This is a genomic window from Stenotrophomonas sp. GD03958 (genome assembly GCF_029839005.1).
Classification (GTDB): Bacteria; Pseudomonadota; Gammaproteobacteria; order Xanthomonadales; family Xanthomonadaceae; genus Stenotrophomonas; species Stenotrophomonas hibiscicola.
Genome location: NZ_JAOBZT010000040.1, coordinates 1 through 22,645, shown reverse-complemented (window position 1 = coordinate 22,645; position 22,645 = coordinate 1). Strand labels below are relative to the sequence as shown.

General features: G+C 66.7%; 19 protein-coding genes. 9 read left to right on the top strand and 10 right to left on the bottom strand.

What is annotated here, in order from left to right; all coding sequences use genetic code 11:
• Positions 1–6: 6 nt before the first annotated feature.
• From N5C25_RS12715 to N5C25_RS12695, 5 genes are read left to right on the top strand one after another with little or no spacing between them, the layout of a single operon-like run.
• The gene (locus tag N5C25_RS12715) at positions 7–540 is read left to right on the top strand and encodes an RNA polymerase sigma factor (protein ID WP_279937036.1); all 534 of its coding nucleotides are present in this window, start codon (positions 7–9) and stop codon (positions 538–540) included.
• A complete protein-coding gene (locus N5C25_RS12710; protein ID WP_251102498.1) occupies positions 537–1,505 on the top strand; it encodes a DUF4880 domain-containing protein in 969 nt (322 codons plus the stop codon). The genes N5C25_RS12715 and N5C25_RS12710 overlap by 4 nt, the downstream gene beginning before the upstream one ends.
• 11 nt (positions 1,506–1,516) lie before the next feature.
• The gene (locus N5C25_RS12705) at positions 1,517–4,312 is read left to right on the top strand and encodes a TonB-dependent receptor (RefSeq protein ID WP_058979878.1); all 2,796 of its coding nucleotides are present in this window, start codon (positions 1,517–1,519) and stop codon (positions 4,310–4,312) included.
• A gap of 47 nt (positions 4,313–4,359) precedes the next feature.
• Positions 4,360–5,316, top strand: a complete 957-nt coding sequence (locus N5C25_RS12700; RefSeq protein WP_279937030.1) for a hypothetical protein — start codon at positions 4,360–4,362, stop codon at positions 5,314–5,316.
• Positions 5,313–6,020, top strand: coding sequence for a hypothetical protein (locus N5C25_RS12695; protein WP_251102500.1), 708 nt, complete (start codon positions 5,313–5,315; stop codon positions 6,018–6,020). The genes N5C25_RS12700 and N5C25_RS12695 overlap by 4 nt, the downstream gene beginning before the upstream one ends.
• A gap of 62 nt (positions 6,021–6,082) precedes the next feature.
• Here the strand turns inward: N5C25_RS12695 and N5C25_RS12690 are convergent, their stop codons facing one another.
• From N5C25_RS12690 to murJ, 7 genes are all read right to left on the bottom strand, one after another.
• Positions 6,083–6,772, bottom strand: coding sequence for a lysoplasmalogenase (locus N5C25_RS12690; protein ID WP_251102501.1), 690 nt, complete (start codon positions 6,770–6,772; stop codon positions 6,083–6,085).
• Positions 6,769–8,655 carry a peptidase M61 gene (locus N5C25_RS12685; protein ID WP_279937029.1) on the bottom strand — a complete coding sequence of 629 codons (1,887 nt, stop codon included), beginning with the start codon at positions 8,653–8,655 and terminating at the stop codon, positions 6,769–6,771. Before N5C25_RS12685 ends, N5C25_RS12690 begins: the two co-directional genes overlap by 4 nt.
• 116 nt (positions 8,656–8,771) lie before the next feature.
• A complete protein-coding gene (ispH, locus tag N5C25_RS12680) occupies positions 8,772–9,722 on the bottom strand; it encodes a 4-hydroxy-3-methylbut-2-enyl diphosphate reductase (protein WP_019659291.1) in 951 nt (316 codons plus the stop codon).
• 27 nt (positions 9,723–9,749) lie between these two features.
• On the bottom strand, positions 9,750–10,274 hold the full coding sequence (gene lspA / locus N5C25_RS12675; protein WP_005408564.1) for a signal peptidase II: 525 nt from the start codon (positions 10,272–10,274) through the stop codon (positions 9,750–9,752).
• On the bottom strand, positions 10,274–13,105 hold the full coding sequence (gene ileS / locus N5C25_RS12670; RefSeq protein WP_279937028.1) for an isoleucine--tRNA ligase: 2,832 nt from the start codon (positions 13,103–13,105) through the stop codon (positions 10,274–10,276). The genes lspA and ileS overlap by 1 nt, the downstream gene beginning before the upstream one ends.
• Positions 13,102–14,049 carry a bifunctional riboflavin kinase/FAD synthetase gene (locus N5C25_RS12665; protein ID WP_019659293.1) on the bottom strand — a complete coding sequence of 316 codons (948 nt, stop codon included), beginning with the start codon at positions 14,047–14,049 and terminating at the stop codon, positions 13,102–13,104. The genes ileS and N5C25_RS12665 overlap by 4 nt, the downstream gene beginning before the upstream one ends.
• A 75-nt stretch (positions 14,050–14,124) precedes the next feature.
• Positions 14,125–15,729: a murein biosynthesis integral membrane protein MurJ gene (gene murJ / locus N5C25_RS12660; RefSeq protein ID WP_279937035.1), complete on the bottom strand. Its 1,605-nt coding sequence runs from the start codon at positions 15,727–15,729 to the stop codon at positions 14,125–14,127.
• 116 nt (positions 15,730–15,845) lie between these two features.
• Between murJ and rpsT the strand changes: the two genes are divergently transcribed.
• Positions 15,846–16,115 carry a 30S ribosomal protein S20 gene (gene rpsT / locus N5C25_RS12655; protein ID WP_005408560.1) on the top strand — a complete coding sequence of 90 codons (270 nt, stop codon included), beginning with the start codon at positions 15,846–15,848 and terminating at the stop codon, positions 16,113–16,115.
• A 167-nt stretch (positions 16,116–16,282) separates the two neighbouring features.
• Here rpsT and cgtA read toward each other — a convergent pair whose 3' ends face one another.
• The 3 genes from cgtA to rplU all read right to left on the bottom strand — a co-directional run bounded on the left by cgtA (position 16,283) and on the right by rplU (position 18,103).
• Positions 16,283–17,335 carry an Obg family GTPase CgtA gene (gene cgtA, locus N5C25_RS12650; protein ID WP_058979862.1) on the bottom strand — a complete coding sequence of 351 codons (1,053 nt, stop codon included), beginning with the start codon at positions 17,333–17,335 and terminating at the stop codon, positions 16,283–16,285.
• Between the two features lie 177 nt (positions 17,336–17,512).
• Complete coding sequence (rpmA, locus tag N5C25_RS12645; RefSeq protein ID WP_005408558.1) at positions 17,513–17,776, bottom strand: 50S ribosomal protein L27; 264 nt, start codon at positions 17,774–17,776, stop codon at positions 17,513–17,515.
• 18 nt (positions 17,777–17,794) lie between these two features.
• A complete protein-coding gene (rplU, locus tag N5C25_RS12640; protein WP_005408557.1) occupies positions 17,795–18,103 on the bottom strand; it encodes a 50S ribosomal protein L21 in 309 nt (102 codons plus the stop codon).
• Between the two features lie 338 nt (positions 18,104–18,441).
• On the opposite strand from rplU, the gene uvrA reads away from it, so the two are divergent.
• The 3 genes from uvrA to N5C25_RS12625 form a co-directional block, all read left to right on the top strand.
• Entirely contained in the window at positions 18,442–21,432 is a 2,991-nt protein-coding gene (gene uvrA / locus N5C25_RS12635) for an excinuclease ABC subunit UvrA (RefSeq protein WP_279937027.1), read from the top strand.
• A complete protein-coding gene (locus N5C25_RS12630; RefSeq protein ID WP_019659297.1) occupies positions 21,432–21,839 on the top strand; it encodes a thioesterase family protein in 408 nt (135 codons plus the stop codon). The genes uvrA and N5C25_RS12630 overlap by 1 nt, the downstream gene beginning before the upstream one ends.
• Positions 21,840–21,929: 90 nt before the next feature.
• Positions 21,930–22,645, top strand: a 716-nt coding sequence (locus N5C25_RS12625) for an enolase (RefSeq protein WP_279937026.1), incomplete at its 3' end; no start/stop codon positions are given.

Below are 22,645 nucleotides of genomic sequence, written 5' to 3'. Positions count from 1 at the left end.
CCGGAGCTGCCCGCACCTGCGGATGCCTTCATCGCGTTCGTGCGCGAAGAGCGCGCACCGCTGTGCGCGTTCCTGCGCACGCGGGGGGTTGGGCCTGAGGATGCGGAGGATATCGCGCAGGACTGCATGGAGCGGCTGATCCGCTACCGCGCACAGGGCCCGGACGAACTGCGCCTGCTGCTGTATCGTATCGCCCGCAACCGCCTGGCAGACCGCGGCCGCTCACCGCTGTCGCGGCCGCATCTGCCGCTGGCCGAACACGATGGCAGCGACGAACCGTCCAGTTCCTCGCCCGATCCATTGCGCCAGGCCGAGTCAGGGCAGATGCTGTCCCTGCTGCGGCAGGCCCTGTTCAAGCTGCCCGAACGCGCACGCGAGGTCTATCTGCTCAACCGCATTACCGGCATGAGCTACACGCAGATCGCGCGGCATTGTGGAATTACTGCCAAGACCGTGGAAAAACATATCGCCCGCGCCCTGCAGGGCCTGCGTCAGGAGTTGGGATCGGATCCGCTGCATAACGACAGGGACGGCCAATGAGTGGCACCCCGCACAGGGATGATGCACAGCTGTTTGAACGCGCAAGCGCCTGGGTAGCCCGCCTGGAAGCCCCGGACTGCACGTCGGCCGAACGCGAAGCGTTCGAGGACTGGCTGGCCGAAGATCCGGCCCACGTCAAAGCCTGGGTGCAGGCCGAAACCCTGTTCCAGCAGGGCGCTGGGCTTGCGGCTGACCCTTGGCTGCGGACCGCTGCGGCACGCGCGGCGCGTCCGCCGCGCCGGCGCTGGTTGCCGGGCGTGGCCGCTGCTGCCGGTGTCTGCATGGCGATCGGCATCGGCTGGATGGCTGCCGTCGACGGCAACCCGACGCCACAGGTCTACGCCAATGATTCGCACCAGCCACAGCAGCAGACGCTGGCCGATGGCAGCGTCGCCATGCTGGATGCTGGCACAACTCTCCGCGCCCGCTTCGGCTGGCGCCATCGTGAGCTGGTGCTGGAGCAGGGCCGGCTGCAACTGCAGGTCGCAGCGTCGAACAAGGCGCTGCAACTGCGCGCCGGCGACAGTACGATCCGCGACATCGGCACGACCTTCCAGGTGGAACGCCTGCGCGACGGCCTGGTCGAGGTCGCGCTGCTGGAAGGTGCCGTCGAAGTCAGCAGCGGCGCAGCGCAGCACACGCTGGCGCCCGGCCAGCAGCTGCAGGTTCTGCCTTCCGGCCGTATCCAGCCAGGCCCTGCCCTCTCCTCCACTGCCGCCGCTGAAGGCTGGCTGCAGGGGCAACTGGTGTTCGATGCCACCCCCCTGTCGATCGTGGTCGAACGCATGAACCGTTACGGCCGCACGCCGCTGGTGATCGCCGATCCTGAGATCGCCAGCCTGGCCGTGAGCGGTACCTTCCGTGCCGGCGATGCGCAGGAGCTGCTGTCGGCGCTGGAACTGGGGTGGTCCGTGGCTGGCCAGACGCGTCCGGATGGCGCGCTGGAACTGCGCCGCACATACTGAGGAGACCGGCAGTGAAGGCAGGTCCGGGTGCGCTGCAGTGGGGGCTGCTCCGGGCCCTGCTATGCCTTGCCCTGGGCGTTGCCGCAGTACCGATGGCCGATGCCGGCACGCCCGCGGGCACGCTGGCGATCGACGTGGGCGCCGGCCCACTGGTACCGGCACTGCAGCAATGGGCCCGGCAGAGTGGCACCGCCCTGCTGTTCGACGCACGTGAACTGGAGGGTCTGCGCACCGATGGCACCCGTGGCCAGCGCGATACCGGGGTTTCGCTGAAGCAACTGGTTGCCGGCCTGCCGGTGAACATCCTGCGCACGTCCTCGGGTGCTTTTGTCGTGCGGCGGGTCCATGCCGAGCCTGCCAAGCCGCCAGCAGCGGTCACCGCCCCGCGTCTGCCGCGCCCGCCTCCCAGGTCCGCCGACACGCCGCACCAGGTGGAACTGGCTCCCATCCACGTCACCGGCAGCCGGCTGCCGCGCTCTTCGGTGCAGACCACGCTGCCGGTCACCACCATTGATCGTGACGACATCCTGCGCAGTGGCTACGGCAACCTGTTCGACCTGCTGCGGCACCTGCCTGGCATGAACGGCCATCCTGCCATGAGCACCTCGCGCGGCGGCGATTCGCAGTACCTGCCGGTGGGTGCAGCGGCCACCACCAGCCTCGATGGCATGGGACCGCGGGCGACGCTGTTCCTGGTCAATGGCCGGCGCCTGCCGCGCTATCCGATGGTGTCGCTGGAACAGGGTGGGCTGACCGACCTCGGCGGCATTCCGCTGAGCTTCGTCGACCGCATCGAACTGGTACGCGGCGGTGCCTCGGCCATCTATGGCGCCGATGCCATGTCCGGCGTGGTCAACATCATCCTGCGCGACCAGGCCGATGGGCCCGAAGCCATGCTGCAGACCGGACTCAGCAGCCGTGGCGACGCGGGCCAGTACCGCCTGCAGGCCGCCACGGGCGGCGCGCGTGGCAACGGAGACCGCTGGTTTGCCGGTCTCGATCTGCACCGTGTCGAGCATGTCGCCGGTGACCAGCGTGACTGGCATGCGGAAACCTCGCTATATCCGATCGGCGCGATCCTGGGCAACTGGTACGTGCCCGCGCGGCGCTGCGAGCCGCCCCTGGAGCGGCGCGAGGACGGCTGCTGGTTCGACAGCGCCCGGCCGCGTTCGCTGCAACCGGCCTCGGATACCGCGTCGGCCTACCTGCGCTACCGGCACGAACGGGGTGAGGGACGCTATGCCTATGCCGAGGTGCGGGCCAGTCACAACCGCCAGCGCTTCGACCTGGGCCCGACCGCCGTTGCGGTGGTGTCGCGGGGCATCACCTTCAACAGTGTGCTGCGTGAGGCCGGCAACGTGCGTCCCAAGGTCCGCGCCACCGATACGGACGTCACCTTCGGCATCGGACGTGACCAGGGCCGGCGCAGCTGGGAAGCCGGCATCAGTGCGCAGCGCAGCGAAGTCACCTTGTCCACGGCAGGCACGGTGCGCACGGCGCTGCTGCTTGAAGCAACGCAGGCACGCAGGTTCATTCCCGGCTTCGACGCGCCGCCGGCAGCCGATATGGACGCGCTGTTCCCATCCATCCGCAACCGCGGCAGCACTGCACAGTGGCAGGGCTGGTGGGGCGTGCAGCGTGAGCTGATGGCGATGGCCGGGGGCAATGCGCAACTGGCGACCGGCATAGACCTGCGCCATGAGCGCTGGACCTCGCATCCGGATGCGCTGCTGAGCCAGGGCGACCTTGCATTGGGTTTGCCGCAGCAGCAACGCCGCCTGTCGCGGCAAAGCAGCGGTGTCTATACCGAGCTGGGCCTGCCACTGGCACCCACGCTGCGCGCGGACCTCGCCGCACGCTGGGACCGCGACGACGGCTTCATGGCGTTCTCGCCACGTGCCGGACTGCGCTGGACCCCGACGCCTCACTGGTCGTTCCTGCTGGCCAGCGGACGCGGCTACCGTGCGCCGAGCCTGTTCGAGCAACGGCGCCCCCCGGGCTACTTCGGGTCGATCACGCTTCCGGTGTCCAGTGCCCTTCCTGAATGTGCAATGGCCACGGCCAGTGGCGGCTGCAGCGTCACGGCCAACGTGGTTGAGAACGATGCACTGAAGGCCGAGCGATCGCGCAGCCATTCGCTGGCCGGCACATGGACACCCAACGACACGTTTTCGTTGTCGCTGACCCACAACATCGTGGAACTGCGCAACGAGATCCTCGCCCTGCAGCCAAGCGATGCGGTGTGGAATCGCAGCACCTGGGAGCTGGATGACGACGGCTACCTGAGCAGCCTGCGGCTGTCGTTCGACAACATCGGCCGCACCACCTCCCGCAACTGGGTCCTGCGTGGCGAATACCGCATCGACAGCGGCAGCAACGGCCAATGGTTGTTCTCACTCGATGCGCTGAAGCAGCAGGAACTGCGTCGGCGCCGTGACCACGGGGCCGCCGTGGACCTGCGCGGCCATGTGACACCCGAGCTGGCTGCGGTGTTGAACGCGCAATGGCAGAACAGCAACTGGGACGTCGCCCTGCGCGGCAACCAGGTCGGTCGCACCCGTGCCTGGCTGCCGGGGGCCGAATGCCCGCAGGATCAGGCCGAACAGAACCACTGCATGAATCCGCGCCAGCTGCGCTGGAACCTGCACCTGGCACGCCGCCTCGGCCCGCGCGTCGTCGCGGCGCTGGACGTGCACAACGTGCTCGACACGCAACCGGTGAACTACCTGGTCGGCAATGGCGGGCAGATGCCGGGGCTGGATGATCCGCTCGGCCGCTACTACCTGCTTACCCTGCAGTTCCGCTGAGCGTAGTAACCTACGCGGCCTGTTCCACCGGTCTGCCCCCCCCCCCCATGAAGGCCTATCTCTGGTTCTGGGGCGCGTTCCTGCTGTTCTTCACGTTGCCCTTCCCCTGCATTCTCTATTTCGGCACCTCGTGGCCGGTGGCGCTGGCTGATCGCAGTGCACCGTGGCTGGCACTGTTGCTGCTGGCACTGTCGCTCGCTGCATGGCTCGCTCTGCTGTTCGCGTTCCTGCATTTCCTGCTGCTCGGCCCACCACGCGCCCTGCATCGCGTTCGCTCGATCCTCGCCGATGGCGAACCACGCGATGCGCTGATCGAACACGCTGAACAGACCGGCGTGCAGGTGCGTGGCTTAGCGCAATGGAAACTGCAGCTGTCCTTCAAGAACCTGTCCGGCACGCCGATCCGCGAACAGCTGCTGGTAGTCGACAGCAAGCCGCAACTGCAGCGCTTCGGCGTCGGCAGGCACATCGATGCACGCCTGAGCCGGGTGCCGGGCGCGTTCCCGAACGTGGTACTGGACGGTGCCCAGCCCGAACTGAATGTCGCCAGCCTGTGGCGACGCGGCATCGGTGCAGCACTCGGCATCGCAGCCGTTGCCGCTGCCTATGTGTGGGCCTATCGGCTGCAGAGCGAGGGCCTGGGCTGGACCTTCCTGACCTTCGGCCACCCACTGCTGGTGTGCCCGCTGGTGTTGTGCGGCTACGCCCTGGTCCTGCGCCTGCTCGGCCGCCTGCTGCACGCCGATGCCCGCGGAGACGCGCTGAAGTACCGCGGCATCGGTGTGGAGGCCCGGGTATTGAAGGTGCGCCAGACCGGCACCTACCTCAACGAACAGCCGCAGGTGGAGTTCCAGCTGGAATATACCGACCGAGAAGGTGGCATACAGCAGGTGAGCGTGCGCCGCTTCATCCCGTTGATCGAGCTGGCCAACGTTCCACGCGAGCAGGTCACGCTGCTGTACGACCCGGATGACCGCAGCAATGTGCGCCTGGAGGCTGTATGAAGCGGCCGCCTTCCACACCCGTGGTATTTTCCGCCGTGCTGCTGGTGCTGGCTGGCGCCGCCGATGCCGGTGGTGCGCTGCAGACGATAGGCGAAACACTGGGGCATTCGGTGCAGGCTGACCGCGCGACCGCGCCGATCACCATGCCGCCATCGCGCGAGAGGCCCGCTTCGCTCGCCCCGATTCCCGAACCGCGATCAATGCCGGTTCCCGAACGCAGCAACCGGTTGTTCGATGCGGACTACCTGCTGGCCGCCCGCCAGGCACTGGAACAGATGCCTGCACTGGCCGGGCACCGGTTGACGGTGTTCCACAGCATCCACTTCTACGACGATGGCCGCATCAACCTGGACCTCGTCAACCCCCAGCAACCAACGCACGTGGACAGCTACCACTTCGAGCACGGCCAGTGGCGCAAGGGCAATCCAGTGAACCCACAACAGTTCGCCCCCACCATCAGCCTACAGCGCAGCAGCACGCCTCTGGCCAACATTGATTTCGAGGCAGTACCGCGTGTGGCGCAGGCGCTGCAGGTACAGCGCAATGCCCTGCAGAACCCCGCATCCGAAGTCGGCCACGTGTATGTGATCGTGCGCAAGGGCGGCAAGCTGGTATGGCTGCCGGATGAAGTCGCCGGTGATCGCGAGTCCGTGCGACTCTCGTTCGACGCTCAGGGCCGTTCCGGCAACGTGAGCCACCGATAGTCAACGCCTCAGAAAGTGGACGGAGGGGATCAAGTCGCAGACAGCACCGTGGCGTAAACGACTTAATCCCCTCCGTCCCCTTTTTGCTGTTTCACCGAGCGGGCGAAGGCGTACTGCGCGCCGTAGTAGGTGGACAGCACCAGCACGCTCGCCAGCGGCAGACCGCCGGCGAAGCGGTCCCAGGCCAGCAGTGAATCGCTGGCCACGAACAGCACTGCACCTGCCGCGGCCCAGCGGGCGCTTCGGGCTTCCACGGCAGCCGGCTGTGGCCGGCGCCACTGGCGTGCCAGTGCCAGCACCGCCATCGAGGCCAGCACCACCACATACGCCAGCACCGGAATGCGCATCGGTGCGGGCAGGTGCGGCCACAGGCCAAGTACGTTGAGCACAGCAAACGTCGCCAGCAGGACGCTGGCGGCGAGCAGGCCACGTCCGGCACGCAGGCCGTCGCGGAAGGCCACGATGTAGCAGAGGTGCGCCAGCAGGAACGCCACCAGCCCCGGTACGAACGCGTCCATCGGCAGCATCAGCGCGATGTCACCCACGCACGACAGCAGCATGCCGGCCAGCACCGCGCGCCGGTAGGTCGGCTGCGCAGGATCACGCACCCGCCAGGCGATGGCAGCGATCAGCAGCGTGGTCGCCGGCTTCGCCAGCCAGTGCAGCCAGCGCCCGTCACCGTGCAGGAACGTGCCGACGATGGCCAGGATCGCCATCAGCAGGATCACGCCATCGCGGGCGCGCGGCTTCATCGTGGCTTCCACAGCTCCGCAAGGCGGTCAGGCTTGCCGGCAATGCGCTCCAGCACCGGGTACTGCAGGCCACCGTGGTAGTCGATGTTCATCGTGTCGATCCGATCGAACTGCTTCACCAGCAGCACGATCGGCGCCTTGTCCTTCGCAGCAGCCGCCGCCACCGCGTCCTTCAAGCGCTGGCTGCTGTACTCGCGGCCGCCAACGGCAATCACCTTCATGCCAGGCGCCAGGCCGGCGTTGAAGGCCGGGCTGTCCCAGATCACGTCGCCGACCGTACCGTTGTCGAGCACCGTCGCACCCAGCGAGTACGCCAGCAATGCGGCCTTGGCGCGCTTCTCCTGCGCCTTGTAGGCATCGTTCGGCGTATCGCGGTAGACCAGCTTCCAGCCCGCCAGCTCCAGGCCACCGGTCAACGCGCCGTGGCCGTCCAGGCGCCCGCGCAGGAACGTCGCCCAGTCGTACGGCGCGATGCCGTTCAAGGTCGCGACCACGTCGTCGAAGGTGTACGGGTTGACGTCCCAGTCGCCATTGCCGACGCCGAAGAAGGCGCGCGCGAAGTCATCCAGGCTGCGGCGGTTGCCACTCAGTTCGCGCAGCTTGCCTTCCACTTCCAGCCACAGCATCTGGCCGCCGGAGTAGTAGTCTTCGCTCATCTGGTAGTTGCGATACGGCAGCGTGCGACGCTGGGCGATGGTCGGGTCGTTGGTGGTGTCCTGCAGCGGACGCCAGGCCAGGCCCGGGCGGCCACGGTCATAGGTCGCGGCCACATTGGCCAGCATGTCGCGCGCCTGCGCGACCGACCACAGCCCCGAGCGTGCCGCCAGCACCTGGCCCCAGAACTGGGTCTGGCCCTCGTACACCCACAGCAGGCTGTCGCCCATCGGCACGTTGAAATTGGCGGTGGCCAGGTCGGCACCGCGACGGTACTTGCCGTTCCAGGAATGGGTGTACTCGTGCGGCAGCAGATCGCGCATCCACGCGTTGCTGTCCCACTCGGTGAAGTAACCCGGGTCGGCGCTGTTCTCGCTGGAGCGGTGATGCTCCAGGCCGATGCCGCCAAGACGATCGGTCAAGGCCAGCAGGAATTCATAATGGTTGTAGTGACGCGCGCCATAGAGCCTGTCGGCCTGCTGCACCAGCGCGCGGTGCATCGTGATCTGCGCGTCGGTCGGCTTCAGCGACTTGGCTTCGTCGGCAAACACATTGAGGTGCACCGGCACCTTCGCGCCCGGATCGAGATCGATGCGCTGGTAGTGCTCGCCGGCAAACAACGGCGAATCGACCAGATGGTCATACGAGATCGGCTTGAACACCACCGTATCGCCGTCGCGGCGCGCGGTTTCCAGCGCCGTGGCAAACGACCAGCCCTTGGGCAGGGTCACGCTGGCCTGCGCCTGCAGGTTGCGCGCATCTACGCCGGCCGGATACAGCGAATTGGCGTTCCACTGCAGGTTGAGCATTTCCGGGGTCATCACCACCCGCCCCTGGCTCCCGCCCTGCGAGGACAGGAAATCGAAGTGGGCGACGATCTCGCTGACGCCCTCGGGCACGTCCACCTTGAACGCATAGACGTTGTACTGGTCGCGCTGCCAGGCCAGCGGCTTGCCGTTGGCGGTCACGCGCAGGCCGGCCAGCTTGTCGATCGGGCCGGTGGGCGAATGGTTGCCGGGAATCCACTGCGGGTACAGCAGGGTGACCGGACCGGGCTTGACCGGCACGGTGGCGGTCACCTTGAAGATGCGACGGGCAAGGTCACGTGCATCCACATCGATGCGCAGCAGGCCTGGGGCTGCGGCATCACCCGATGGCGAGGCCTGCGCCAGCGCGGGCGTGGCGGCCAGCGCGAACAGCAACGACATCGCCAGGGCACGGGTCTTCATCGGCAACTTCCAGCATCGGAGAATCCTCCGATGCTAGGCCTGTGCGATGGCCGGCCCCATGGCCAAAGGTCATGGATGTGCTTATCCACGCCATGCGTGGATGGGGCCTTTCCCGGTCAGTCGACCAGGCGCAGGCGCAGTTCCTTCGGCAGCGCGAACACCATCGATTCCGGCTCGCCGTCCAGCTCGGACACGCCACTGGCACCCAGCTCGGCCAGGCGTGCCAGCACGCCGTCGACCAGAACCTGCGGCGCCGAGGCGCCAGCGGTCACGCCGATGTGCTGCTTGCCCGCCACCCACGCCGGGTCGATCTCGTGCGCGCCATCGATCAGGTACGACTCCACGCCTTCACGGCGGGCCAGCTCGCTCAGGCGGTTGGAGTTGGAGCTGTTCGGCGAACCGACCACAAGCACCAGGTCGCAGCGCTTGGCCAGATCGCGCACGGCATCCTGGCGGTTCTGCGTGGCGTAGCAGATGTCGTCGTTCTTCGGGCCCTGCATCGCCGGGAACCGCTCGCGCAGCGCATCGATGATGCCGCGCGTGTCATCCACCGACAGCGTGGTCTGGGTGGTGTAGGCGAAGTTGTCCGGCTGGTTGATCTGCAGCGTGGCAACCTGCTCCACGTCTTCCACCAGGTAGATCTGGCCGGTGCCGGCTTCGCGGTTCCACTGGCCCATGGTGCCTTCCACCTCCGGGTGACCGGCGTGGCCGATCAACACCACGTCACGGCCGGCACGGCAGTGGCGGGCGACTTCGAAGTGGACCTTGGTCACCAGCGGGCAGGTGGCGTCGAACACCTTCAGGCCACGGCGCTCGGCTTCCTGGCGCACGGCCTGGGACACGCCATGGGCGCTGAAGATCACCGTGTTGTTGTCCGGCACTTCGTCGAGTTCCTCGACGAAGATCGCGCCGCGCTGCTTCAGGTCGTCGACCACGAAGCGGTTGTGCACCACTTCATGGCGGACGTAGATGGGCGCGCCCAGCGTTTCGATCGCGCGCTTGACGATCTCGATCGCACGATCGACACCGGCACAGAAACCACGCGGGTTGGCGAGCAGCACATCCATCAGTTCAATCTCCCGGCAGCGGCCGGCTTACGGTTTCGGGTTGGCATTATCCGCCTTTTTGGCGGACTTGCCGTCGAACAGGCCAAACAGGGCGATGCCGATGGCACCCACCACGATGGCCGAGTCGGCGATGTTGAACGAGGGCCAGGTGTAGCTGCCCACGTACCACTGGATGAAGTCGACCACGTGGCCGTGCACCTGGCGGTCGATCACGTTGCCGATGGCGCCGCCGATGATGAGCGCATACGGCACCGCGGCCTTCCAGTTGCCGCGCGCGGTGCCGCGCAGCCACCACGCCATCAGGCCGCTGATGGCGATCGCCAGTGCGGTGAAGAAGTACTTCTGCCAGCCACCGGCGTCGCTCAGGAAACTGAATGCCGCGCCGGTGTTGTAGGTGCGGTACCAGTTCCAGAAGCCGTCGATGACCACCACCGGCTGGAACTCCGGCAGGCTCGACAGCACCCAGGCCTTGGACCACTGGTCCAGGCCGATGATGGCGGCCGACAGCAGCAGCCAGACCAGGGCGTTCGGATGCGGACGGGGCGCGGCCATCAGAACCAGCTCCGCACTTCGCCGGCGCCGGTCACGTTGCTTACGCAACGGCCGCACAGTTCCGGATGATCGGCGTTGCTGCCGACGTCGGCGCGGTGGTGCCAGCAGCGCACGCACTTGGCCTTGCTGGTCGGCTGGGCACTGACGAACACCTCGTCGGTGGTCGCCGGGCGCACCTGCACGTCGCCACTGATGAACAGGAAACGCAGTTCATCGGCCAGCGGCTGCCAGCGCGCGGCCTGCTCCTCGCTGGCGGCAATGGTGATCTCCGCTTCCAGTGCGGCACCGATCGCGCCGTTTGCCCGCATCGGCTCGAGCACCTTGGCCACCTGTTCGCGCACGGCCAGCAGCTGGTCGAAGTCGGCGGCGTTGAGCTGGGCATCGGCCGGCAGCGGCGCCAGGCCGTCGTACCAGGTGGTGAACAGCACATGGCCAGCATGCTCGCCCGGCAGGTAGCCCCACAGCTCGTCGGCGGTGAAGGTCAGGATCGGCGCGACCCAGCGGGTGAACGCTTCGGCGATGTGGTACATCGCGCTCTGTGCCGAACGGCGACCGTGCGAATCGGTCGGCATCGTGTACAGGCGGTCCTTGGTCACGTCCAGGTACAGCGAGCCCAGGTCCACGCTGCAGAAGTTCAGCAGCAGCTGCACGATCTCGGCCATGTTATAGCCGTCGTAGGCCGCCTTGATCTTCTCCTGCAGCTCCCACGCGCGATGCACGATCCAGCGGTCCAGCGCGACCATCTGGCCGAGCGGACGCAGGTGCTGGGCCGGGTCGAAGCCGTCCAGGTTGCCGAGCAGGAAGCGCGCGGTATTGCGCAGGCGGCGGTAGGCGTCGGCGTTGCGCTTCAGGATCTCCTGCGACAGCGACATCTCGTTGCTGTAGTCGGCCGAGGCGATCCACAGGCGCAGGATGTCCGCGCCCAGCTTGTTCATGATGTCCTGCGGCTCGATGCCGTTGCCCAGCGACTTGGACATCTTGCGGCCGTGCTCATCCACGGTGAAGCCGTGGGTCAGGCACTGCTTGTACGGGGCGCGCTTGTCGATCGCCACGCCGGTCAGCAGCGAGGACTGGAACCAGCCGCGGTGCTGGTCGGAACCTTCCAGGTACAGGTCGGCCGGCTTGCCGAAGCCACGCGCGGCGAGCACGCCTTCATGGGTCACGCCCGAATCGAACCAGACGTCGAGGATGTCGGTGACCTTCTCGTAGTCGGCGGCTTCAGCGCCCAGCAGTTCGGCGGCATCCAGCGAGTACCACACGTCGATGCCCTCGGCTTCGACGCGGTCGGCGACCTGCTGCATCAGCTCCACCGAACGCGGATGGATCTCGCCGGTCTGCCGGTGGGTGAACAGTGCGATCGGCACGCCCCAGGTGCGCTGGCGCGAGATGGTCCAGTCCGGGCGGCCGTCGACCATGCTCTGGATGCGCGCCTTCCCCCAGGCCGGGAACCAGCCGACGGTGTCGATGGCGGCCAGCGCATCGTTGCGCAGGTTGGCCTTGTCCATCGAAATGAACCACTGCGGGGTGGCGCGGAACACCACCGGCGTCTTGTGGCGCCAGCAGTGCGGGTAGCTGTGGCGGATCGGATGGAACGCCAGCAGCGAACCGTTGTCGCGCAGCACGCCGACGATGGCCTCCTGCGCCTTCCACAGGTGCTGGCCGGCCAGCACCACGTCACCGGCCGGCGGGGTCGATTCCAGGTACACGCCACGACCGTCGATCGGGGTCACCTGGCCGGCGTTGTACTTGTCCAGCAGGCCGTACTTCTGGCTGACCACGAAGTCTTCCTGGCCGTGGCCGGGGGCGGTGTGCACCGCACCGGTACCGTCCTCGTCGGAGACGTGGTCGCCGTTGAGCACCAGGATCTCGCGCTCCGGGTAGAACGGGTGCGCCAGCAGCTGGTTCTCCAGCGCCGCACCGGTGGTTTCACCGTGCAGCACCACGTTCTCGACGCCGTAGCGCTGCAGTGCGCGCTCGGCCAGCGCCGCAGCCAGCACCAGCCAACGGCGCTTGCCGTTGTGCGCCGGGCCTTCGGCCAGCACGTAGCGGATCTCCGCGCCCAGCGACACCGCCAGCGAGGCCGGCAGCGTCCACGGGGTGGTGGTCCAGATCGGTACGGCCACTTCCACGTCGGCCGGCACGCTCACGCCGAACGCCTGGCCGATGGCCTGCGCATCGCGTGCGGCGTAGGCCACGTCGATCGCCGGCGATTCCTTTTCCTGGTACTCGATCTCGGCCTCGGCCAGCGCCGAGCCACAGTCGAAGCACCAGTACACCGGCTTGGCGCCGCGCACCAGGTGGCCGTTGGCCACGACCTTGGACAGCGCACGGATCTCGTTGGCTTCGAAGTCGAAGCTCAGGGTCTTGTACGGGTTGTCCCAGTCACCGGTCACGCCCAGCCGCTTGAAGTCCACGCGCTGGATATTGATCTGCTCTTCGGCGAACTCGCGGCACTTCTGGCGGAATTCGACGGCGTCGAGCTTGGTGCCGACCTTGCCCCACTTCTTTTCCACCGCGATCTCGATCGGCAGGCCATGGCAGTCCCAGCCCGGCACATAGGGCGCATCGAAGCCGGCCAGGTAGCGCGACTTGACGATGATGTCCTTCAGGATCTTGTTGACCGCGTGGCCGAGGTGGATGCGGCCGTTGGCGTACGGGGGGCCGTCGTGCAGCACGAACAGCGGGCGGCCGGCGGCGTTGTCGCGCAGCTGCTGGTAGAGCCCCTGCGCTTCCCACCGCGCCAGAATGCCCGGCTCGCGCTTGGGCAGGTCGCCGCGCATCGGGAATTCGGTGGCTGGCAGGTTCAGGGTGGTCTTGTAGTCCTGGCTCACGCAGTGGCTCGCAATCTATGTTCGGAAAGGATGGCGCGCGCCTGTTCGGCGTCGCGGTGCATCTGGTCGGTCAGCGCCGCCAGATCATTGAACTTCTCTTCGTCGCGCAGCTTGGCGACGAATTCCACGTCGATGTGGCGACCGTACAGGTCACCCTGGAAATCGAACAGGTGGGCTTCCAGCAGCGGCTCCACGCCCTCCACCGTCGGCCGCGTGCCGAAGCTGGACACCGATGGCCACGGTTGGTCGAACACACCATGCACCCAGGTCGCGTAGATACCCGACAGCGCCGGCGTCTTCGGGAAACGCAGGTTGGCAGTGGGGAAACCCAGCGTACGGCCAAGCTGTCGACCGCGCACCACCCGGCCGCTGATCGCGTATGGACGGCCCAGCAGGTCGTTGGCACGGGCGAAGTCGCCCTGCTGCAGCAGCTGGCGGATGCGGGTGCTGGAAATGCGCTCGCCATGCAGATCCACCGCTTCGATCTCGCCCGCGGTGAAGCCCAGTGCAGCGCCCATCTTCTGCAGCAGGGCCAGGTCGCCACGGCGGCGGTTGCCGAAGCAGAACTCCGGGCCGATCCACACTTCGCGTGCGCCCAGGCGGTGGGCCAGCAGCCGGTGGACGAAATCCTCGGCCGGCATCGCTGCCATCGCCGCGTCGAAACGCAACAGTCCGATCGCATCCACACCGAGCTCGCGCAGGATCTCGACCTTGCTGCGGGCCAGGGTCAGCCGCGGTGGCGGCGTGCCCTGGGAAAAGAATTCACGCGGCAGCGGCTCGAATGCCACGGCCACTGCGGCCACGCCCAAGGCGCGCGCGCGGGCAACCGCGTGGCGCACCAGCGCACGATGGCCCAGGTGGAGGCCGTCAAATGCACCGATACAGACCACGCTTCCGTTGGGGAACAGCGCCCCGCCCTCCACGCTTCTGAACAGCCTGCTCATCAACTCTCGTTCCGGCCCGACCGGGGCCGCCGCTTCAATGGTGTAACCCTGAAGTATAGCCGTCACGGCGCACGATCAATGCCCACGCAGGTCGCGCGGGCGGAAGCCCATCGCGACCATGGCAACCGCGTAGGTCGCGCCACCGCCACCGACCAGCAGCGCCAGGGCGCCGATCCGCTCCCACACAGTCATCGCCGAGAAGCCTGGCAGCCAGTGCAGCAGGGCCAGCAGCACCCCGACCATGGCCGCGCAGGCCAGCAGCAGCCGCAGCAGATAGCCAGCCCAGCCCAGCCGGCGGCGGTAGACATCGGTCTTGCCCAGCCAGTACCAGAGCAGGCCCAGGTTCAGGTAACTGGACAGCGCACTGGCAATGCCCAGCGCCAGGTGCAGGCCCGGCTGTTTGCCGATGGCCGCCATCACGCCCTGCGCCTTCAGCTCGTCCGGCACCATCACCTGGTACAACACCGCCAGAAGGGCGAAGTTGAACACCATGTTGGCCACCAGCGCGGCCACACCCGCGCGCACCGGCGTCTTGGTGTCTTGGCGGGCGTAGAAAGCCGGCAGTACCACCTTCAGCAGGGCGAATGCCGGCAGGCCGAAGCTCAGGCCGTACACCGACAACGCGGTCATGCGGGTATCGAAGGCACTGAACTGGCCGTGCTGGAAGATGGTCGCGATCAGCGGCTCGGCCAGCAGCAGCAGGCCCAGCATGGCCGGCACCGAGATCAGCAGGGTCATGCGCAGGCCCCAGTCCAACGAGCGCGAGAAGCCCTCGCGGTCGGTGCTGACGTGGTGGCGGGCCAGCGCCGGCAGGATCACCGTGCCCAGCGCCACGCCGAACACGCCCAGCGGCAGCTCCAGGAAGCGGTCAGCCAGCGACAGCCAGGACTGCGAGCCGTCGGTCAGCTTGGCGGCGATGAGGGTATCCAGCAGCAGATTGATCTGCGCCACCGACGAACCGAACAGCGTCGGCACCATCAGCGTCAGCACCTTGCGCACCCCCGGATGGTTCCAGCCCCAGCGCGGCAGGGTCAGCAGGTTGATGCCCTTCAGCGAGGGCAGCTGGAACAGCAACTGCAGGGTGCCGGCCGCCAGCACCGCCCAGCCCAGCGCCAGGATCTGCTTTTCCGGCGTGCCGCCCAGCCGCGGCGCCAGCCACAGCGCACCGGCGATCATGCACAGGTTGAGAATGACCGGGGTCAGCGCCGGCATCGCGAAGCGCTGGAAGCTGTTCAGCGCACCGCCGGCCAGTGCGGTCAGCGAGACGAACAGCAGGAACGGGAAGGTCAGGCGGAACAGGTCGACCAGCAGGCCCTGCTTGACCGGGTCGGTATCAACGCCACTGGAGAAGACCGAGGCCAGCTGCGGCGCGAAGATCAGGGCCAGTGCGGTGACCAGCATCAGCACCCCGCCCAGGGTGCCGGCGGTGCGCGCCATCAGTTCGCGCAGTTCGGCGTGGCTGCGGGTTTCCTTCACTTCCGTGAACACGGGCACGAAAGCGGTGGCAAACGAGCCCTCGGCGAACAAACGCCGCAGGAAATTGGGTACCCTGAAGGCGACCCAGAAAGCATCAGTGATGGCGTTGGTGCCGAACGTGGTGGTCACCACGAAGTCCCGGACAAGTCCGAGAACGCGCGAGACCATGGTCATGCTGCTGAACGACAGCAGGCCCCGCAACAACTTGGGTGAACTCACTCAGCGTCCCTCTTGACAATCGACTTGACGTGCATTTCTTACGCCATCATACTAGCTAGCTTGCTGTTCCCATAACACCGATTTTTCAGGAAACCACCACCGTGGCCAATATCAAGTCCGCCAAGAAGCGCGCCAAGCAGACCGTCGTGCGCAACGCGCGCAACGTGGCTCAGCGCTCGATGCTGCGCACCGCTGTCAAGAAAGTGATCAAGGCGCTGGACGCCAACGATGCCGCCGGCGCCGAAGCCGCCTTCGCCGTTGCCCAGCCGATCCTGGATCGCTTCAGCGCGCGTGGCCTGATCCACAAGAACAAGGCTGCTCGCCACAAGAGCCGCCTGAACGACCGCATCAAGGCCCTCAAGGCCGCCTGATCCGGCGTTGCCGCCCTGCCCTCCGGGGTTGGGCAGCAGGCAAAAGCCCGGCCTCGGCCGGGTTTTTTGTTGCCTGCGGTCCGGGCGATCCGCGGAGCCGCGCGGCCGGCACTACCAAATAAAAAACCCGGCCGAAGCCGGGTTTTTCGCATGGAACCACAACGGCATTACTGCGCGTCGCGGGCTTCCTGCTCTTCTTCCTTCTGGCGATCGAAGAACGCCATGATCCGGCTCATGATCGGGAAGGTACCTTCGCGACCCAGCGCGGAGACCAGGAACCACGGCTCCTTCCAGCCCAGTTCGGCGACGATCTGCTCGGCCGCGGCCTGCGCCTCGTCTTCGAACATCAGGTCAGCCTTGTTCAGCACCAGCCAGCGCGGCTTGTTCAGCAGCTCCGGATCGTGCTTCTCCAGCTCGCGTTCGATCGCACGCACCTGCTCCACCGGCGAAATGCCCTCCACGCCGCCTTCCATCGGCGAGATGTCCACCAGGTGCAGCAGCAGGCGGGTGCGCTGCAGGTGGCGCAGGAACTGCGCACCCAGGCCGGCGCCGTCCGCAGCGCCTTCGATCAGGCCCGGAATGTCGGCGATCACGAAGCTGCGGTGGTTCTCCACCTTCACCACGCCCAGGTTCGGGTACAGCGTGGTGAACGGGTAATCGGCCACCTTCGGCGTTGCAGCCGAAACGGCACGGATCAGGGTGCTCTTGCCGGCATTGGGGAAGCCCAGCAGGCCGACGTCGGCCAGCAGCTTCAGCTCCAGCTTCAGCGTGCGCTCCTCACCCGGCTCGCCCGGCAGCGCCTGGCGCGGCGAGCGATTGGTCGAGCTCTTGAAGTGCATGTTGCCCAGGCCACCGCGGCCGCCCTTGGCCACCAGCAGGCGGTCGCCGTGCCGGGTCAGGTCGCCGATGACTTCATCGGTGGCAACGTTGATGACCACGGTGCCGACCGGCACGGTGATGGTCAGGTCTTCGCCGCCCTTGCCGTAGGCCTGGCGGCCCATGCCGTTCTCGCCACGCTGCGCCTTGAAGATGCGCTCATGGCGGAAGTCGACCAGGGTGTTCAGGTTTTCGTCGGCGCGGATGTAAACGCTGCCGCCCGCACCGCCGTCGCCGCCGTCCGGGCCGCCGAGCGGAATGAACTTCTCGCGACGGAAGCCAATGCAGCCGTTGCCGCCGTTGCCGGCGAACACTTCGATTTCTGCTTCGTCTACCAGTTTCATTGTTTCGATGCCTGCGATGGGCGCGGCCTGCTGGCCGCCACCTTGAATGTCATGCCGGCCGCGGGCCGGTAACCCGGCCCAGCCGGTCTTGCTTCAACTCTAACGAAAAGCCCCGCCGAAGCGGGGCTCTTCATGCAGCACTCCCATGCCGGGGCACGGGTGCCGGCGATGCCTGGATCAGGCGTCGGCCGAGACGATGCTGACGGTGCGGCGCTTCTTGGCGCCCTTGACCGAGAACTCCACCTTGCCGTCCACGAGGGCGAACAGGGTGTGGTCACGGCCCAGGCCAACGCCGGTGCCCGGGTGGAACTGGGTGCCGCGCTGACGCACGATGATGTTGCCGGCTTCGATGGCCTGGCCGCCGAAGATCTTGACGCCCAGGTACTTCGGGTTGGAGTCGCGACCGTTGCGCGAGGAGCCTACGCCCTTTTTATGTGCCATGACTGCTTCTCCTGATACTTAGCCGGCGATGCCGGTGATCTCGATTTCGGTGTAGTACTGACGGTGACCCTGACGCTTCATGTGGTGCTTGCGGCGACGGAACTTGATGATCCGCACCTTGTCAGCACGACCCTGGGACAGGACCTTGGCGGTGACGGCAGCGCCCTTCAGCGCATCGCCCAGCTTCACGCCATCGCTGTCACCCAGCATCAGGATGTTGTCGAACTTGATCTCGCTGCCGACTTCGACTTCGAGCTTTTCAATGCGGAGCTTTTCGCCCTGCGCCACGCGGTATTGCTTACCGCCGGTGACCAGTACTGCGTACATGACCAGGCCTTCCTCTGTAGTTATTGTGGTCTGAACTGCCGCCATCGAGGGCGGACAGGAGCGGGATTGTACGCAGATCAGCGGGCGCGGGTCAAGTCAACCCCTGAACGACCCACGGGCCCGGGCCTGCAGGCCGAGCCATGCACGGCTGAACGGTTCGCGGTCCAGGCCGCTGCACATGGCCCGACCCTACACAAAGCTGTCGGCCGGTCTCACAACGTGAGACGCCGGGGTGGCATTGTCGCCCATTGCCCCCATCTGGTCACCTCGGTAGGCTGACCGATTGCCGTTCCCTGCTGGCCCGGCACCCAGCCAACGCCCCCACAACCGGATCCCCCATGGCGATGGATTTCATCCGCATCCGCGGCGCGCGGACGCACAACCTGAAGAACCTCGACCTCGACCTGCCCCGCGACAAGCTGATCGTGATCACCGGCCTGTCCGGTTCGGGCAAGTCCTCGCTCGCGTTCGACACCATCTATGCAGAAGGCCAGCGCCGCTACGTCGAGTCGCTGTCGGCCTATGCGCGCCAGTTCCTGAGCGTGATGGAAAAGCCGGACCTGGACCACATCGAAGGCCTGTCCCCGGCCATCTCGATCGAGCAGAAGTCGACCTCGCACAACCCGCGTTCGACGGTCGGCACCATCACCGAGATCTACGACTACCTGCGCCTGCTGTACGCACGCGTGGGCACCCCGCGCTGCCCGGACCACGGCTACCCACTGGAGGCGCAGACGGTCAGCCAGATGGTCGACCAGGTGCTGACCCTGGACCCGGAGCAGCGCTACATGCTGCTGGCCCCGGTCATCCGCGACCGCAAGGGCGAACACGCACAGGTCTTCGACCAGCTGCGCGCGCAGGGCTTCGTGCGTGTGCGCGTGGACGGCGAGCTGCACGAAATCGATGCGGTGCCGCCGCTGGCGCTGCGCCAGAAGCACACCATCGAGGCGGTGATCGACCGCTTCCGCCCGCGCGAGGACATCAAGCAGCGCCTGGCCGAGAGCTTTGAAACGGCGCTCAAGCTGGGCGATGGCATGGCCTCGGTGCAGAGCCTGGACAGCGCCGCTGCTTCGCCCACGCTGTTCTCCTCCAAGTACTCCTGCCCGGTCTGCGACTACTCGCTGCCGGAGCTGGAACCGCGCCTGTTCTCGTTCAATGCACCGATGGGTGCGTGCCCCGGCTGCGATGGCCTGGGCATGGCCGAGTTCTTCGATCCGTCGCGGGTGGTGGTGCATCCGGAGCTGTCGCTGGCCGCCGGTGCGGTGCGCGGCTGGGACCGTCGCAACGCCTACTACTTCCAGCTGATCGCCTCGCTGGCCAAGCACTACAGGTTCGACGTGGACGCTGCGTGGAACTCCCTGTCAGCCAAGGTGCAGCAGGCCGTGCTGTACGGCAGCGGCGATGAAACGATCACCTTCACCTACTTCACCGAAGCCGGCGGCCGCACCCAGCGCAAGCACCGCTTCGAAGGCATCATTCCCAACCTCGAACGCCGCTACAAGGAGACCGAATCGCCGGCGGTACGCGAGGAGCTGTCCAAGTACATCAGCGAACGCCCGTGCCCGGAGTGCAACGGCGCGCGCCTGAACAAGGCGGCACGCAACGTGTTCGTGGCCGACCGCCCACTGCCGGAGCTGGTGGTGCTGCCGATCGACGAGGCGCTGAAGTTCTTCAGCGAGCTGAGCCTGCCGGGCTGGCGTGGCGAGATCGCCGCGAAGATCGTCAAGGAAATCGGTGAGCGCCTCGGCTTCCTGGTCGATGTGGGCCTGGATTACCTGACCCTGGAACGCAAGGCCGACACCCTGTCCGGTGGCGAGGCGCAGCGCATCCGCCTGGCCAGCCAGATCGGCGCCGGCCTGGTGGGCGTGATGTACGTGCTCGACGAACCGTCGATCGGCCTGCACCAGCGCGACAATGAACGACTGTTGGGCACCCTCACCCGCCTGCGCGACCTGGGCAACACGGTGATCGTGGTCGAGCATGACGAGGACGCGATCCGCCTGGCCGACTACGTGCTGGACATCGGCCCGGGCGCGGGCGTGCATGGCGGCGAGATCGTCGGCCAGGGCACCCTGCAGGACATTCTGGAGGCCCCGCGCTCGCTGACCGGCCAGTACCTGTCCGGCAAGCGCGCGATCGAGATCCCTGCTCGCCGGCACACGCCGAACCCGAAGATGACGCTGCACCTGCGCGGTGCCAGCGGCAACAACCTCAAGGGCGTGGACCTGGCGATTCCGGCGGGCCTGCTGACCTGCGTGACGGGCGTGTCCGGCTCGGGCAAGTCGACCCTGATCAACGATACCCTGTTCTCGCTGGCTGCCAACGAGATCAACGGTGCCTCGCACCCGGTTGCGCCGTACAGGGAGATTGATGGCCTGGATCTGTTCGACAAGGTGGTGGACATCGACCAGTCGCCGATCGGCCGCACCCCGCGATCGAACCCGGCCACCTACACCGGCCTGTTCACGCCGCTGCGCGAGTTGTTCGCACAGGTGCCGGAGGCGCGTGCGCGCGGCTATTCGCCGGGCCGTTTCAGCTTCAACGTGCGCGGCGGCCGCTGCGAGGCCTGCCAGGGCGACGGCCTGATCAAGGTGGAGATGCACTTCCTGCCGGACGTGTACGTGCCCTGCGATGTCTGCCACGGCAAGCGCTACAACCGCGAAACGCTGGAGATCCTTTACAAGGGCTTCAACATCAACGACGTGCTGGAAATGACCGTCGAGGATGCGCTGAAGCTGTTCGAGCCGGTGCCGTCGATCGCGCGCAAGCTGGAAACGCTGGTGGACGTGGGCCTGAGCTACATCAAGCTGGGCCAGAGCGCGACCACGCTGTCCGGTGGTGAAGCCCAGCGCGTGAAGCTGTCCAAGGAACTGTCGCGCCGCGATACCGGCCGCACCCTGTACATCCTCGACGAGCCGACCACCGGCCTGCACTTCCACGACATCGAAGCGCTGCTGGGCGTGCTGCACAAGCTGCGCGACGAAGGCAACACGGTGGTGGTGATCGAGCACAACCTGGACGTGATCAAGACCGCCGACTGGATCGTGGATCTGGGCCCGGAAGGCGGCCATCGCGGTGGCACCATCCTGGTCACCGGCACGCCGGAGGATGTGGCGGCCTGCCCGCAGTCGTACACCGGCCAGTTTCTGGCCCGCATGCTGCCCTCCACCAGCGCGCGCCCGGAGCAACCGGCTGCGGTGGCCAACAAGCCCGACGCCCGTCCGCCACGCAAGCTGAAGCCTGAGAAGCCGGCGAAGAAGGCGGTGGCTGCCAGGAGCACCGGCAAGACCAGCAAGACCGCGACGACCCGCAAGAAGAAGGACGCCTGATGAGCAGCGAACACAAGATCCTGGCCCGCATCCCGATCAGCGTGCGCTGGCGTGACATGGACAGCATGGGCCACGTCAACAACGCCAAGTACATTTCCTACCTGGAGGAAGCGCGCGTGCGCTGGATGCTGGGCGTGGAAGGCGTGTCGATGACCGACCGCATCGCACCGGTGGTGGCCGCGACCAACGTCAACTACCGCCTGCCGATCGTGTGGCCCAACGACATCCTGGTCGAGCTGTTCGTCGAGCGCCTGGGCAACAGCAGCGTGACCATCGGCCACCGCATCGTCGACCAGCAGGACGACTCGAAGCTGTACTCGGATGGCAACGTGGTGGTGGTCTGGATGGATACGCAGACCGGCAGGAGCGCACCGCTGCCGGAGGCGATCCGCAGCGCTTCCACCTGAAGGTGGTGCCGGCCGCTGGCCGGCAACCTCCAGATGCATCGCGCATGCCGGCCAACGGCCGGCACTACCGATCCCATTCAAAGGACTGAGATGATCCACCAGACTGAACTGCGCGACCTGCTGCCCGGCATGGTCCCCTTCCCTACCGATGTCTTCCCCGCTGACCAGGCGTGGCTCGCCCAGCATCTGCTGCCGCTGCTGAAGATCGACCTCGGTGTGCTGCGCCCTGAACTGGCCGGCCAGGTGGCAACGATGCTGTGCCCGATCGAGCCGTACGACGGCTGCATCGGCGAGACCACCGAAGAACACCACAACGACTTCACCAGCACCAACTGGATCGCCTTCGAGCTGACCGCCGGCAACCAGATGCGCTTCCTCGGCAACGAGGGCTATTTCATCGGCGATCAGGTGGATGACAAGCACGCGCGGAAACACATCGCGCAGATGCGCGAGAGCTATGCCAAGGCGCGTGACTACCATGCCACGCACGGCCGCCTGGCCTGCTATTCGCGCTATGGCAAGGACGAGCCCAGCGAGCGCGATTACCTGGATACGCTGGGTGGACGGATTTCCTGTGGCAACTGGATCGAAACAGCCGATATTCCGGCCGCCTTCACCCTGGAATTCACCGACGCCGCCAACGACCGGCATGCTCCAGATGATGCCGAACTGGCGATCATCCGCCACGATGGCCACAAGTTCTTCGCCGTGGCCGAAGTCGCTGGCTACAACTGGTGCGCCACCGGCGCCGACGCGATCGTGATGCTGTATGAGCCGGTGAGCCGCACGGTGCTGTTCTCGTACGA

Excerpts from the sequence above, each read along its gene's own strand:
- rplU (WP_005408557.1), bottom strand. The coding sequence starts at position 18,103 with ATGTACGCAGTACTGGTCACCGGCGGTAAGCAATACCGCGTGGCGCAG.
- cgtA (WP_058979862.1), bottom strand. The coding sequence starts at position 17,335 with ATGAAACTGGTAGACGAAGCAGAAATCGAAGTGTTCGCCGGCAACGGC.
- N5C25_RS12685 (WP_279937029.1), bottom strand. The coding sequence starts at position 8,655 with ATGAAGACCCGTGCCCTGGCGATGTCGTTGCTGTTCGCGCTGGCCGCC.
- N5C25_RS12665 (WP_019659293.1), bottom strand. The coding sequence starts at position 14,049 with ATGAGCAGGCTGTTCAGAAGCGTGGAGGGCGGGGCGCTGTTCCCCAAC.
- N5C25_RS12710 (WP_251102498.1), top strand. The coding sequence starts at position 537 with ATGAGTGGCACCCCGCACAGGGATGATGCACAGCTGTTTGAACGCGCA.
- N5C25_RS12690 (WP_251102501.1), bottom strand. The coding sequence starts at position 6,772 with ATGAAGCCGCGCGCCCGCGATGGCGTGATCCTGCTGATGGCGATCCTG.
- ispH (WP_019659291.1), bottom strand. The coding sequence starts at position 9,722 with ATGGATGTGCTGCTCGCCAACCCGCGTGGTTTCTGTGCCGGTGTCGAT.
- N5C25_RS12630 (WP_019659297.1), top strand. The coding sequence starts at position 21,432 with ATGAGCAGCGAACACAAGATCCTGGCCCGCATCCCGATCAGCGTGCGC.
- uvrA (WP_279937027.1), top strand. The coding sequence starts at position 18,442 with ATGGCGATGGATTTCATCCGCATCCGCGGCGCGCGGACGCACAACCTG.
- rpmA (WP_005408558.1), bottom strand. The coding sequence starts at position 17,776 with ATGGCACATAAAAAGGGCGTAGGCTCCTCGCGCAACGGTCGCGACTCC.
- N5C25_RS12700 (WP_279937030.1), top strand. The coding sequence starts at position 4,360 with ATGAAGGCCTATCTCTGGTTCTGGGGCGCGTTCCTGCTGTTCTTCACG.
- lspA (WP_005408564.1), bottom strand. The coding sequence starts at position 10,274 with ATGGCCGCGCCCCGTCCGCATCCGAACGCCCTGGTCTGGCTGCTGCTG.
- N5C25_RS12695 (WP_251102500.1), top strand. The coding sequence starts at position 5,313 with ATGAAGCGGCCGCCTTCCACACCCGTGGTATTTTCCGCCGTGCTGCTG.